This window comes from Erwinia sp. MYb416 (assembly GCF_037479575.1).
GTDB classification, from domain to species: Bacteria; Pseudomonadota; Gammaproteobacteria; order Enterobacterales; family Enterobacteriaceae; genus Erwinia; species Erwinia rhapontici.
Genome location: NZ_JBBGYT010000443.1, coordinates 116,394 through 130,916 on the forward strand (window position 1 = coordinate 116,394; position 14,523 = coordinate 130,916).

Genomic DNA, 14,523 nt, shown 5'->3' on the forward strand with positions numbered 1-14,523 from the left:
CAATCTCACAACTCCCGCTGTTCCAGACTGGAAACAATCGTTTTGATTTCACCTTTTAGGTTTTCACCACGGTTGGCCTGCTCCCCGTTGATTAGTACACTCCGATGTTAGGAATGGCTTCATTACCTATATGAGAACTTCCGCTCCTCGCTCAGAGCTGACGGTCAGTTTCGATTACACTCTGCGTGCGGAAGCTGTCAGTACGAGTCCGAGTTATTTCAGATTAGAGGCGCAGTTTTCAATTTGTTTAGAACCCGCCTCCTTAAGAGGCGGCATTCCTAGCGAGTAGTTCTATTTACTGTTTATCAATTGTAATAATGGGATGTCAGCTACATCATTAGGAATATATGGGTCATCTTCTTTTAAATTAACCCCAATACAATCAACATCATTTAACCCAATTTCCCAAGCCCACCTAACATCTAACGTACTCATTTCTATCCCTAGACAATCTCTTTGTGGATGCTCAGGAGTAATATTTTTTAACATCGCATCACATCCAAGATAGAATTTTCCACATGCCTGATACGCAGCAAGAAATCTGTCTAAATTGACATTGCTATCAGGAGTCATCGTATTAATCCTACTGATCATTGTCATTCTTTTAGTTAATGGGGTTGTCATCATATTTTCAGATATCAGTACTCTATAATGAGTTGGGTTTTTAACTGAAATACCTTTGACAATACAAACCCGTAATCTGGCTTTACTATCTACCAAGCCTACTGATGATATAAGATCTTGAAAAATAACCTCACCTGCACCTGGGTCTTTAAATAATAGATATAACCCTGGGTAACACGACTTTAATTGAGTGAAGCCTACTCCTTGCCAGCGTGTTCTATCCCATAGACGAGATTTGATTAGACTTTGTATGGAATAATCTTTATGTGTTATATTTTCGGAATTAAGTTCTTCTTCAAGCATTCTTCCTTTTCCAAGTGTTGGAGCATTTATATCCTCGTTCTCCAACACTTTCGGAAATTTACTATCCCAAGATTTATCTCTTAGAAGAGGGTAAGTTTTCTTTTCAGCACTAGTGGAATAAATCTTCTTAATTTGTTGATCAATATCATTTCCAAGAACATTTTCAATAGCTTTGATACAGGCACCGAAACTAATTGCTCTGTCGAATGCAGCATCTTCGAAGATCATTTTTTCAATGTATTCTGTGTTTTTTATAAAAAATAATTCAGGAAGAAGATCAAATGCTACCCTCCTGAATTCATTGGTGATTTTTTGTTGAGCATCGATTCTAAAATCACTTGTATCAAAACCAGCGCAGTTTATTGTAAGATTTAGTTTTCCACTATTGCTATTTATTTCATGTGATAAGGATAAGTCATCTTCGTCATCTGCTATTAATTCAATAATTAAAAACGCTTCTTTCAGATAAATGTTATCAATCGTACAAGTTGCAAAAGCACTCTCTAAAAGTGATAAGACATTAGTTGAAAACTCTATAAATGGTGACCGATTCGGAAAGTTAATCTCTATGGTGCATCCAAAAATAAAAGATGTATGTACTCCTCGTTTGTCATGGTTATCTTTTATACCTTGAATATTAAATCCAGCATCAAAGTCACGTATTTTTTGCAAAAAATCATTATTATCATTATCTGCAATAACTTCGTACTCACGCTCAAAATCTTCAATATAACCTAAAGCATATTTAAGACATCCCGATGATACAAAAAGTCCTAATCTATCGAGTTCATCAGGAATATTACTCTGTCGATTTATTTCCTTTAGATCAGTGTTCAAAATTAGTTGACTTATGTAAAAATCGACCTGCTGATTTTCTTTATCACGAAACGAGCTATCACTGATATTCTGGTTAATTATTAAAAACAGTTCATACCATAAAAGGGCATGTGCTAATTTCCCTAGTTTTATTTCCGTTAGGCATAAACTATAATAAATATCAGCCTGCTTTAATGATATCTCATCATACTTCCAGTAGTTATCTGTAATCAAAGAAGCGGATAGAAGCAAGCATGAACGTGAACTCCATAGCAACCCAATGGATTCGTAAGCATAAGAAATAGCTTTTAATGCTAATATAAATTTATCTCGTGATTCCTCTTTATAGAGTGGAATAAAAGATTTTCCTAAATACTTGATTGCCTGATAATGGTGACCATTTTGAATCCTCTTTATACCTCTTCGTAGATTTAATAATGCCCCTTTAACTTCACCACCTCTAACAGCAGATTGCTCAGTCATATAGTCTAATAAATTTTCATATGCATCTACCTCGAAAAAAATGTCATCTAGTTCGTTCAAAAGTTGGAAGTTTTTCTCAAAGGGATAGCCTATTAAATTCCCACTATTTTTAAAAATTTCATGTAACTCTTCAAATACAACCGAAGCATCTTCTACATCTGAAAACGTTGTCAATTTATAAATAGATTTGTGAGTTCTCGCTGTGAGTGCATTACTGGGACGTGATTCATCGTCAGCTATCTCATCTAGTTTGGCGAGCATGTTACGTTCAATATTCTCAATGTCGATTGTAGATGTTGCGTTGTTAAGTCTAATATAACTTTTATGAACTGTTACTAAGTTTAAAACTTTCTCCCATTTTGAGGAATTAGTTGAGGATGCTATACTTTCATAGGCTAATTGAAGATTTTCTTCGAAGAGATTAAAATTTTCCATCCAAAAATTGGACTTCCAAGCGTATTGATAATACGCATCTAACAATTGTTGATTAGTCCCGAATTTTTTTGAGATTCTTATAGCTCTTTCAAATAGACCTTGTGTTTCAATTAGTGGTTTCTCAAGTTCAGCGCTTAACTCTGCAATTTCTAAAAATACATCCACTTGTTCATATGAAATTTCAGCAGGGTTTATTTTCTCTCTAATATACTCGGTTAATTCTTCATATTTTTTATTCTTCTTATAATCATTTTCTCCAAAAACAACTTCTCTTTTATATTGCGTTGGAACTGACAATGTATCAATGACCAATTGCTCAAAATGGTTTTTGTAAATTTGATCTAATAGCCAATTAATATCTAATATACGGACATCTATTCCAGTTTTTGTTTTTAGTGTATCCTCAACCTCTGAACGAATATTGGACTTTGCAGATTTATTCGTTACGCAAAATACTTTAGTATACCCACGCTCTGTTTCTTTTATCTTAAGTACATCTTCATGGCATTTTTTCTTCCAGTCTTTACGGGTACTTACCGCAAAGGCCCAACGTTCTTTATTTGATGTATCATTAACTCCTTCGAACCAAAGAATCTTACTTTGTTCCGAAACTGGAAAAGTTTGTGTGTCAGTTTTACCATCGCCACCAGCTACAGGACCAGTCTGCTCAAGGAGATTAGGGCAAATTATTTTCTCACATATTCTTTTTGCAAAATCTTCGAATTGCAATTCTTGATTTCTTGTATTTAGAGTAGAAAGAAAATGTTCAAGTACAACTCTATCTAAAGACCCTGTTTCTCGGATCGTTGAATCAGAAAATTTTTCTGGACGACGACGCTTTAAAAATTCTTTAGATGAAAATTTGGCTTCCTGTACTTTCATGATTTTTATGCTCCATTTTTCACCGACATCAAACCTTTGTGTTTATCCGCTGGAGTTTTTATTCATACTACTTTTTTTGAATAAAACACCGTGGTGTATGATCTTCAGCCAAGCTAACTATGTAATCACTATACCACTGCATCATCTCCCTACGCTGCTCCAAATACTGAGCACGGTTGTAAGTCCCACGTATCGCGTTCTTATCCACATGTGCAAGCTGCGTTTCAATCCACGCTGAGTTAAATCCTTCTCATGCAGAATTGTACTAATCGTTTGGCGAAAACCATGTCACGTCAGCATTCCTTTGTATCTCAACAATTCAATTACCTGATTCACACTTACCTTGGGACCAGTTTAGTACGACCATTTAATCAAATGAATTTCGATTGGTACAGTCCTGTAATGGGCTTGAGTGGCTCAATTGACCCGCCAATGGAATTGTATATGGTCGTTTCATCGTCATTATTTATGCAGGTATCTCCCTGAGTCGTTTTTCGAAATAGATATTATCCCAGCAAGCAAAACTTAGTTCCTGAGCTAAAACTCCAGTGAACATGATGACTTGTGTTGATTTAATCAAGAGGGAGATATTAGTCTTACAGGCTCCCATGTTTCTGATGTAGGATCCATCGATTTATATAAGCGGGCGATAGCCAATGCCCCCTCACGAAACAAGACAGAGCTGTTAATAATCATTTTATCTTTTAATTTAGGCTCTTGAGGTATTTCCCTTGCTATAATCGCGGCCAGGCGAATCGAAGCATGGTGAGCAGCAACAGAAGCAATAAAGGGATACGGAGTTCTCTGATACCGAATAGCTGGAGTGCACATCACCTTCTGAAGTAATTCAATCGGGAGAGCAGGAAATCCAGCCTTAATCCACTCACGGTGAAGCGCACCACTAATGTCATGACCGTCACTACCCGACAATCTTACACCTTTCGGTTCCAAAACCTCTTTCATTGCACGTTCGATGAAGTGAAGGCTTTCCCATCGGGAAAGCGCATAATGAGCAGCTCCTGCGAGCAGCCGATCTGCAGCTGATTCTAAATGAATTATTGTAGTGATATCAAAACGGCTGATGTCATAGAACATCGTATAAAATTCGTTATAGTCAGCCTGAAGTTTTTCTAGTTTACTACTGGTAATTCTCATTACAGCTTCCTCAGTCAGACCGATCACCGCCTCCAGTAAAGGAATTTCTTTTATTCGTTCAATAGGCATCCTGACACAATATAAAACCCCATTAATTTGATAGGCAATAGGAGGAAAACAATACGAAATATGCTGCCTGTCTCCGTAAAAATTTGCCAACCAATTTGTCACTGACAGCCCAGCATCATCCGGATTAGACCCTAAAACTATTTTGTATCCATCTTCAGTAATAAGGTCCGCTGCAGCAAAAAGTGAATAACTTGGTTCAACTAACTTGGCGGACAAACGATCTCTCACGTAGCTCATGTAATCGTGAAAATTACCTTCGCCTTGATTAATTTCTTCCTGAGTAATCGAAACCTTTTTCATCTAACCCCTTAGTTTCCATATGTCATTAAATTACTTGTTTCAATATAATCTACTTAAAGCCACTAACCATCTGCATCATGTTGATTAAAACACGACAAATCAGTAATTCTTCCATACACTTACAGAACATTATGAACTCCCGCAGTTCTCTCATTGCGGCCCTTAGGGACCGTAAGCCTGGCTAGTTCGTGCCAACAAAGGACATTGCAAACTTTTCACCGTAGCAACTGTTGGAAGCAGGTCTGATACTGTCAACATTACTATATGTTAATCATAGGATCAGATCATGCTATCCAAGAAATGAACTGAAACCACGGAGTTTTTCCTGCCGAATAATAATTTTGCCAATTGCTGTCCAAAACATCGTTTCAAGCCATTACGTTATGCACTAATCTGTGTAAAATCAGAGCTAACCCAATATCGTGGAGTGTTCTGCTATGGCTGGCATCAACAAAACTCATCTGACTGAAACGGACATCATCACCAAATTCATCATGCCAGCGGTTAAAGACGCGGGCTGGGATGTGATGTCGCAGATCCGCCAGGAAGTGAAACTCCGCGATGGTAAAGTGGTGGTGCGCGGGAAGCTGGCAGCACGTCTGACAGTGAAATCAGCGGACATTGTGCTTTACCACAAACCGGGATTACCGCTTGCAGTCATAGAGGCGAAAGCCAATAAGCATGAGATCGGCAAGGGTATGCAGCAGGGTCTGGACTACGCTCGCCTACTCGACGTGCCTTTTGTCTTTGCTTCAAATGGTGATGGTTTTGTCTTCCACGACAAAACGAATCCCGCACAGCTTGAATCTGAAATCACACTCAACGATTTCCCAACGCCGGAACAGCTGTGGAATAAATATTGCGTCTGGAAAGGTTTCACCGCCGAGCAATTGCCTGTCATCAGTCAGGATTACCACGACGACAGCACCGGTAAATCCCCCCGTTACTACCAGCTTCAGGCGATTAATAAAACGGTCGAAGCTGTCTCTGCGGGACAAAAGCGTCTGTTATTAGTCATGGCGACAGGAACCGGGAAAACCTACACCGCGTTCCAGATAATCTGGCGTCTATGGAAAGCAAAAAATAAGCAACGTATCTTGTTTCTTGCTGACCGTAATATCCTTGTTGATCAAACTAAAACGAACGACTTTGTGCCTTTTGGCAGCGCGATGGCAAAAGTGACGGGCAGGATAATTGACCCAGCCTATGAAATTCAACTGGCACTCTACCAGGCGATTACCGGCCCGGAAGAACATCAAAAAGCGTTTAAACAAGTTGCCCCTGATTTCTTCGATCTGATTGTTATCGACGAATGCCATCGCGGTAGCGCGTCAGAAGACAGCGCATGGCGTGAAATCCTCGAATACTTCAGCAGTGCCACGCAAATTGGCCTTACCGCCACGCCGAAAGAAACCGAAGAAGTCTCCAGTACCGACTACTTCGGCGAACCGGTATACACCTATTCGCTCAAAGAAGGCATCGAAGATGGCTTCCTCGCACCGTACAAAGTAGTGCGGGTGGATATCGATGTTGACTTACAGGGTTGGCGGCCTACCAAAGGACAGGTTGATAAACACGGTGAACAGATTGATGACCGTATTTATAACCAGAAAGATTTTGATCGCTCGATGGTCATTGATGAGCGCACCTGGCTGGTGGCACAAACCATCACTGATTATCTCAAACGCACCAACCCGATGGATAAAACAATCGTCTTCTGTAACGACATCGATCATGCCGATCGCATGCGCCGGGCACTGGTCAACCTCAACCCCGAGCAGGTGAAAAAGAACGAAAAGTACGTGATGAAAATCACCGGTGACGACGATATCGGCAAAGGACAGCTGGATAACTTCATCAATCCTAAGAAAGCCTATCCGGTGATAGCGACCACCTCAGAATTGATGAGTACCGGTGTGGATGCTCAGACCTGCAAGCTCGTAGTGCTGGACCAGAACATTCAGTCGATGACCAAATTTAAGCAAATCATCGGGCGCGGCACGCGTATCAACGAAAAATACGGCAAGCTGTGGTTCACCATACTCGACTTTAAAAAAGCCACCGAACTGTTTGCCGATCCGCGTTTCGACGGTTTGCCAGAAAAAGTGATCCGCACCACGCCGCAAGAGATTACCGATCCTGATTCTGATTTCGACGAACAACTTGAAGACGAAACCTCCGAGCAAGAGCCATCTGATTTGGTTAATGGGGTCGCAGAGACACCTGCAACCTACGACCCAACATCAGGCAAAGGGAATGGGGCTTTTGAAGAAGACGATGAAAACAAAGTCCGTAAGTTTCACGTCAATGGTGTCAGCGTAAAAGTCCTGGCAAAACGTGTGCAGTATTACGATGCCGACGGCAAGCTGGTCACTGAATCTTTCCAGGATTACACCCGCAAAACGCTGCTTAAAGATAAAGATTACGCATCGCTTGATGACTTCATCCGTAAGTGGCACTCTGCGGACCGCAAACAGATCATCATTGATGAGCTTGAGCAGCTCGGTGTGCTTTGGGATGTGCTGGCAGAAGAAGTGGGCAAAGATCTCGACCCGTTCGATCTATTGTGCCATGTGGTTTACGGCCAGCCGCCACTGACGCGCAAAGAACGTGTAGACAACGTTCGCAAGCGTAACTACTTCACTAAATATTCCGAGCCTGCGCAGAACGTGTTAAACACGCTTCTGGATAAATACGCCGACGAAGGCGTGCAGGAAATCGAGGACATCCAGGTGTTGAAGCTAAAACCGTTCGATTCGCTCGGTCGCCCGCTCGAAATTATTAAAAGCAGTTTTGGTAGCAAACAGGCCTACGAAGATGCCGTGAACGAACTGGAAAGCGAAATTTACCAGTCACCACTACGTTCAGCCTGATAACCCACCCCCTATTCTGCCACCAGGCGCTTACGGCCCCGGTGGCATCCTTTTTTAAGAGTGGTAAGAAAACATGTCGATTAGTTCAGTCATTAAATCTCTGCAGGACATCATGCGCAAAGACGCAGGCGTGGACGGCGATGCACAGCGTCTCGGGCAGCTTTCGTGGCTGCTGTTTTTGAAGATTTTTGATACCCAGGAAGAAGAGCTGGAACTGGAGCAGGACGACTACCAGCTGCCGATCCCGCAGCGCTATTCATGGCGTACCTGGGCGACGAACAGTGAAGGCATCACTGGTGATGCCCTGCTGGAATTCGTCAACGATGATTTGTTTCCTACACTGAAAAATCTCACTGCTCCGATCGATAAGAATCCGCGCGGCTTTGTGGTGAAACAGGCGTTTAGCGATGCCTATAACTACATGAAAAACGGTACGTTACTGCGCCAAGTAATCAACAAGCTTAACGAAATCGACTTCAGCAGCAGCTCTGAACGCCACCTGTTCGGCGATATCTACGAACAAATCCTGCGCGACCTGCAAAGCGCCGGTAATGCGGGTGAGTTCTATACTCCGCGTGCCGTCACGCGCTTTATGGTCAACCGCATCGATCCTAAATTAGGTGAATCGATCATGGACCCGGCCTGTGGCACTGGCGGCTTCCTCGCCTGTGCGTTCGACCATGTGAAAGAGCATTACGTCAACACCACCGAAGACCACAAAACGCTGCAACAGCAGATCCACGGCGTCGAGAAAAAACAGCTTCCACACCTGTTGTGTACCACCAATATGCTGCTGCACGGCATTGAAGTGCCAGTGCAAATCCGCCACGACAACACACTCAACAAGCCGCTCTCCTCATGGGACGAGCAACTGGATGTGATTATCACCAACCCGCCGTTTGGCGGCACCGAAGAAGACGGTATTGAGAAAAACTTCCCGGCAGAGATGCAAACCCGTGAAACCGCCGATCTGTTCCTGCAATTGATTATCGAAGTGCTGGCAGATAAAGGCCGCGCAGCAGTGGTATTGCCTGACGGCACACTGTTTGGTGAAGGTGTTAAAACTAAAATCAAAAAGCTGCTCACCGAAGAGTGCAACCTGCACACCATCGTGCGGTTACCGAACGGCGTGTTTAACCCGTACACCGGCATCAAAACCAATATTCTGTTCTTCACCAAAGGTGAGCCAACGAAAGAAATCTGGTTCTATGAGCATCCGTACCCGGCGGGCGTGAAGAATTACAGCAAAACCAAGCCGATGAAGTTTGAGGAGTTCCAGGCCGAGATCGACTGGTGGGGTAATGAAGCCGATGGCTTTGCCAGCCGTGAAGAAAACAACCAGGCGTGGAAAGTGGGCATCGACGAAATCATTGCCCGCAACTTTAACCTCGACATCAAAAACCCGTACCAGGGCGAAACCATCAGCCACGACCCCGACGAATTGCTGGCGAAATTCCAGCAGCAGCAGGGCGAAATCAGCGAACTACGCAACCAGTTGCGCGACATCCTCGGTGCCGCGCTGGCAGACAACAAGGGGGCAAACTGATGGCTGTTGAAAAGTTGATAACCGACCATTTCGATACCTGGACTTCCGCCCTGCAAACCCGCTCCACCGCCGGGCGCGGCAGCAATGGCAAAATTGACCTCTATGGCATTAAGAAGCTGCGTGAGCTGATTCTTGAACTGGCGGTGCGCGGTAAGCTGGTGCCGCAAGACCCGAATGATGAACCCGCGTCGGAGTTGTTAAAGCGTATTGCCGCTGAAAAAGCGGAACTGATAAAGCAGGGGAAGATTAAAAAGCAGAAGCCTTTGCCGGAAATTAGCGAGGATGAGAAGCCTTTTGAATTGCCGAGCGGGTGGGAGTGGGCAACTCTTTCACATCTCGGATCTTTTTCTGGAGGCAAAACACCAAGTAAAATGAGAAGTGAATATTGGGGTGGGAATATCCCTTGGGTAACTCCAAAGGATATGAAAACTCATTTAATTAATACATCAGAAGATTGTGTTACTGATTTTGCTATTAGTGATGGTTTGGCTAAGGTTAGTCTTGGAAGTTTATTGTTTGTGGCAAGGAGCGGAATTCTAAGAAGAAAATTCCCTGTTGCGATAACAAGTGTTGAATGTACAGTTAATCAGGATTTAAAGGTCTTGACTCCATTCATTGCTAATATCGAAAACTATATTCTTCTTATGATGAATGGTTTTGAACGATATATAATTAAAAACCTTACTAAGGTTGGTACAACAGTTGAAAGTTTATTATTTGACGAGTTTTCTTCTCATCCATTCATGATTCCGCCATTAGAAGAGCAATTTAGGATTACTAATAAAGTAAATGAATTGATGTCACTCTGCGATCAACTGGAACAGCAATCCCTGACCAGTCTGGATGCGCATTCTCAGCTTGTAGAAACGCTACTGGCAACGCTCACCGATAGCCAAAACGCAGAAGAATCAGCCGAGAACTGGGCGCGAATTAGCCAGTATTTCGACACACTGTTTACCACTGAAGCTAGTATCGACACGTTTAAGCAAACCATTCTGCAACTGGCGGTAATGGGTAAACTGGTGCCGCAAGACCCTAACGACGAACCTGCGTCTGAACTGCTTAAACGTATTGAGCAGGAAAAAGCGCAATTGGTGAAAGAAGGTAAAATTAAAAAACAAAAACCGTTGCCGCCTGTGAGTGATGAGGAAAAACCATTTGTCCTACCAATGGGATGGGAATGGTGTCGTTTAGGTGATTTGGCACTTGGTTCAGAGGCCGGGTGGAGCCCGCAATGCGAGTCACATCCAAGAAATGGCGATGACTGGGGGGTCTTGAAAATCAGCGCAGTTACTTGGGGAGAGTTCAATGCTGAGGAAAACAAGGCGCTACCGGTAAAATTGGAGCCTAAACAGGAATATGAAGTTAAAGGGAATGATTTCCTTTTATCAAGAGCAAATACATCCGAGTTGGTTGCCCGCTCTGTGGTTGTACCTCAAACGGTGCCTAAGCATTTAATGCTTAGTGATAAAATTATACGTTTCCAATTTCCCGATTTGATAGATGTGAACTATATCAATATAGTGAATAATTCTATGCTTTCACGTGAGTATTACGGAATAGTAGCTGGTGGTACCAGCGCATCAATGAAAAATGTTACACGAAATCAAGTTTCCCTATTGCCTGTTGCATTACCTCCTTATAATGAAAAAAAGAAGATAATTTCTGTTATAGAAAGTGTTTTAGTGCTTGTCGACACTCTTAAAAATCTAGTTGTAAAAAGTGAAGGTATTAAAAAGAATTTAACTGATTCTATTATTTTTCATTTTGAAAATTAACGTGGCCATTATTGCATAATTAATAGAATACTAAGGAGTGTTAGGTGCGCATAAAATCAATTTACATTTCGCGATACAAAAACATTCATGACTTCCAGATGAATTTTGATGATAATAATGGCATAGATGTTTTTGTTGGGAAAAATGCAAGCGGGAAATCTAATTTTTTTGAAGCTATCATTGAAATTTTTCGTCATATTGATCAGTTTGGTCAAGAGAACAACACAATTAGTTTTGAGTATTGCATATTTTACGAAATTGATGGGATTGTGACCAAAATTGAATGGGCCAAGGATCGGTTGTTCATCAATGATGAGGTTGGCCAACGAAAATTAGAAAAAACCCCTTTCCCTGACAATATACTTGTATATTACACCGGACATAATACTACTGTGTCTAGCTTAATTGGTAATTACAAATCATTATTTCAGAGAAAAATTAAAGGCGCTGATTTATCCGATTCACGTAAATTTATTGGGATTGGGCCAGATTACAAAAGTCTGCTTCTAACTCTTATTATATCGCAGCATCAAGATAATCCTGCTAGAAATTATATTCTAAATAAACTTGCAGTAAGCAAGCTGGGTCTGACAAAACCTGGCACCAAAGAAGTTACTGAGCCGGTCATCAGATTAAAGTTAGATCGCCCTGATTATGCTAAGGGTAAAAGAGATTTTAATATTCAGCTGAATGATGAAACGGATCGATATTGGAATGCAGTCGGCATTACTAAAGAATTTCTTGATTCTTTATCGCAATGCATATGGGATAATACTGATCAAATATCCATTAATGAAGGATACTTTCAAGATGAAGACCATTACATACTGTATATATCCATAAAGAAATTACAAGAAAAATTTGAAAAGCGCTGGGATGAACTTTTTCAGCAGCTTGATAACCTAAAAGTTTTAGGAATGCTTTCTGATATAACTGTACCCTTACGATTAGATTCTAATATTGAAGGTGACATTAGTTCCTTTAGTGATGGGCAATTTCAGTCGGTTTATGTTTATGCAGTCTCGGAGTTTTTCAAAAATAAAAACTGTGTGACATTACTTGATGAGCCTGATGCTTTTTTGCATCCAGAATGGCAGCATCAATTTATCAATCAAGTTAAAGAAATTAATACAATTGCGTTATGTAAAAACCACATTTTAGTGACTACTCACAGTGCTTCAACTATCGCTTCATTAGAGCAAAAATATATTTCCGTGATATATTCTGAGAACCACAAGGTAAAATTTTGTAAGCAAGATAAAAACCAGGTTATTCGTGACTTATCTGCCGGGATCATCTCTTTTTCAGAAACCGAAGCCAGACTGGCATTAAATCAATTTCTCAAAACATCATCTGGAAATGTGCTTTTTACTGAAGGGGTCACTGATGAAATAATTCTCAACATCGCATGGGATAAGCTAAACCCTAGACGAAACTGTCCGTTTGGAATTCAAAATGCTTTCGACCGTACTTTCTTGAGAAATTTATTCTCCCGTGATGAATTGAAGCTAAACTTCCCTAACAGAAAAATGTTTGCCTTATTTGACTTTGACGATGCATATAACGACTGGAAAGGTCTTAAAGGTCTGGACATTGTTATGGACCCATATTCTGGATTAGCTAAAAAATTAAAATATGAATGTCATTACGCTTTGTTGCTTCCTGTTCCAAAGGATAATGACATTAAAAAACAAGTTATTGACGAAAAAAATCAAGCATGGGGTGGGCGCGGAGGCTCTCACTTATCTATAGAACTATTGTTTTATAAAGAGGATTTGCTTGAGAAATGGTTCATCAAACGACCTTTCATCGCAGGTAGTGAAATCATAGAGTTTGCGGGTGACAAAGCTGAATTTGCTAAAACAATGGTGCCGGTATTACCAGCAGAGAGTTTTGAAATATTTAGGCCACTATTTGATTTCATAGAGAGCAAATGCCATGAATAAATTTTTCGAGTTAATATCATACGGTACTTAATTTTTAATACCACTAAATTAATATGACATCCATTGAAGTGTTACTTCTTTTTTAAAGTAAGAACATATATCAAAACAATAATTTGAAATTCAGATTTAAAGGGGAAGCACTAATGCCAGTTCATCACGCTATCTGGCGGGTAGGAGAGACACCCGAGCCGCTAACCATCAGCAAACTCGCTAGCGAGCAACTGTTGGAGAAGATGATCTTAAACGATCCCTCCATTCTCTCTGACCAATGGATGATCATCGGCCATCAGGAAAATACGCTCGACAAAGGGCGTATCGACCTACTGGCGATTGCGCCGGATGCCTCGCTGATCCTGATTGAGCTTAAACGCGACCGCACGCCGCGTGAAGTCGTTGCCCAGGCGCTGGATTACGCCTCCTGGGTGGATGACTTAACCGCCGATCGTCTGTCACAGATTTACGAGAAATTCTCGGGCGGCGGTAATTTAGGCGACGCGTTTAAACAACGCTTCAATATCGAACTGGAAGAAGATTCACTGAACCAGTCGCACCAAATCATCATTGTCGCAGCCGAATTGGATCCGTCCACCGAGCGAATCGTCGACTATCTTAGCAAGAATGGTATCTCAATTAACATCCTGCTCTTTAAGGTGTTCCAGCACGGTAACGAACAGCTTTTAAGCCGCACCTGGCTTATCGATCCGAGCGAAACGCAAACCAATGCCGCACAGGCAATTTCAAGCGTAAATGGCAGCACTAAAGAACCCTGGAACGGTGAGTTTTACGTTTCATTTGGCGACCCACACAGCCGGGTTTGGGAAGAGGCTCGTCGCTACGGTTTTATTAGTGCAGGTGGCGGAAGCTGGTACAGCCAGACGTTAAAACAGCTCCAACCGGGCGACCGCGTCTGGGTCAATATTCCTAAAACAGGTTATGTGGGCGTAGGGCTGGTGCAGAGTGCCGTTGAACCGGCCAGCAGTTTTATGGTTAACACTGACGATGGCGAAAAACTCGCAATGGACGTGCTCAAGTTTGGTGCCTGGTATCGCGACAACTCCGATGATCCCGATAAATCAGAATATTTTGTCTCTGTTAAATGGCTTGAAACCCGTAGTGAACAAGAGGCAGTGAGCGAGGTCGGCTTCTTCGGTAATCAAAACACGGTGTGCAGGCCAACGGCACCGAGGTGGCGTCATACCATCGAGAAATTGAAGCGATATTTCGGAAACTGGAACACCGAATTGTAATTCGCTGACGATGACCTTCCTGATATATACGAAATTAATATGTTAGAAGCCCTCTAAAAATGAATA

The 14,523-nt window shown here is 41.9% G+C and carries 7 protein-coding genes and 1 pseudogene; 5 read left to right on the plus strand and 3 right to left on the minus strand.

Going from position 1 to position 14,523, the window contains the following annotated elements; all coding sequences use genetic code 11:
* Positions 1–291: 291 nt before the first annotated feature.
* From WH277_RS27890 to WH277_RS27900, 3 genes and pseudogenes are all read right to left on the minus strand, one after another.
* Positions 292–3,543 (minus strand): hypothetical protein, encoded by a 3,252-nt coding sequence (locus WH277_RS27890; protein ID WP_339507472.1) that lies wholly within the window; start codon positions 3,541–3,543, stop codon positions 292–294.
* A gap of 67 nt (positions 3,544–3,610) precedes the next feature.
* Positions 3,611–4,111: pseudogene (locus tag WH277_RS27895) on the minus strand (tyrosine-type recombinase/integrase); the annotation flags it as partial.
* An 8-nt stretch (positions 4,112–4,119) separates the two neighbouring features.
* The gene (locus WH277_RS27900) at positions 4,120–5,067 is read right to left on the minus strand and encodes a hypothetical protein (protein WP_339507473.1); all 948 of its coding nucleotides are present in this window, start codon (positions 5,065–5,067) and stop codon (positions 4,120–4,122) included.
* A gap of 437 nt (positions 5,068–5,504) precedes the next feature.
* On the opposite strand from WH277_RS27900, the gene hsdR reads away from it, so the two are divergent.
* From hsdR to WH277_RS27925, 5 genes are all read left to right on the plus strand, one after another.
* On the plus strand, positions 5,505–7,940 hold the full coding sequence (hsdR, locus tag WH277_RS27905) for an EcoAI/FtnUII family type I restriction enzme subunit R (RefSeq protein ID WP_339507474.1): 2,436 nt from the start codon (positions 5,505–5,507) through the stop codon (positions 7,938–7,940).
* A 73-nt stretch (positions 7,941–8,013) separates the two neighbouring features.
* The gene (locus WH277_RS27910; protein ID WP_339507475.1) at positions 8,014–9,486 is read left to right on the plus strand and encodes an N-6 DNA methylase; all 1,473 of its coding nucleotides are present in this window, start codon (positions 8,014–8,016) and stop codon (positions 9,484–9,486) included.
* Complete coding sequence (locus tag WH277_RS27915) at positions 9,486–11,264, plus strand: restriction endonuclease subunit S (RefSeq protein ID WP_339507476.1); 1,779 nt, start codon at positions 9,486–9,488, stop codon at positions 11,262–11,264. Before WH277_RS27910 ends, WH277_RS27915 begins: the two co-directional genes overlap by 1 nt.
* A gap of 44 nt (positions 11,265–11,308) precedes the next feature.
* On the plus strand, positions 11,309–13,210 hold the full coding sequence (locus tag WH277_RS27920) for an AAA family ATPase (protein ID WP_339507477.1): 1,902 nt from the start codon (positions 11,309–11,311) through the stop codon (positions 13,208–13,210).
* Positions 13,211–13,353: 143 nt separating this feature from the next.
* Positions 13,354–14,457, plus strand: coding sequence for a nuclease (locus tag WH277_RS27925; protein WP_339507478.1), 1,104 nt, complete (start codon positions 13,354–13,356; stop codon positions 14,455–14,457).
* Positions 14,458–14,523 lie beyond the last annotated feature (66 nt).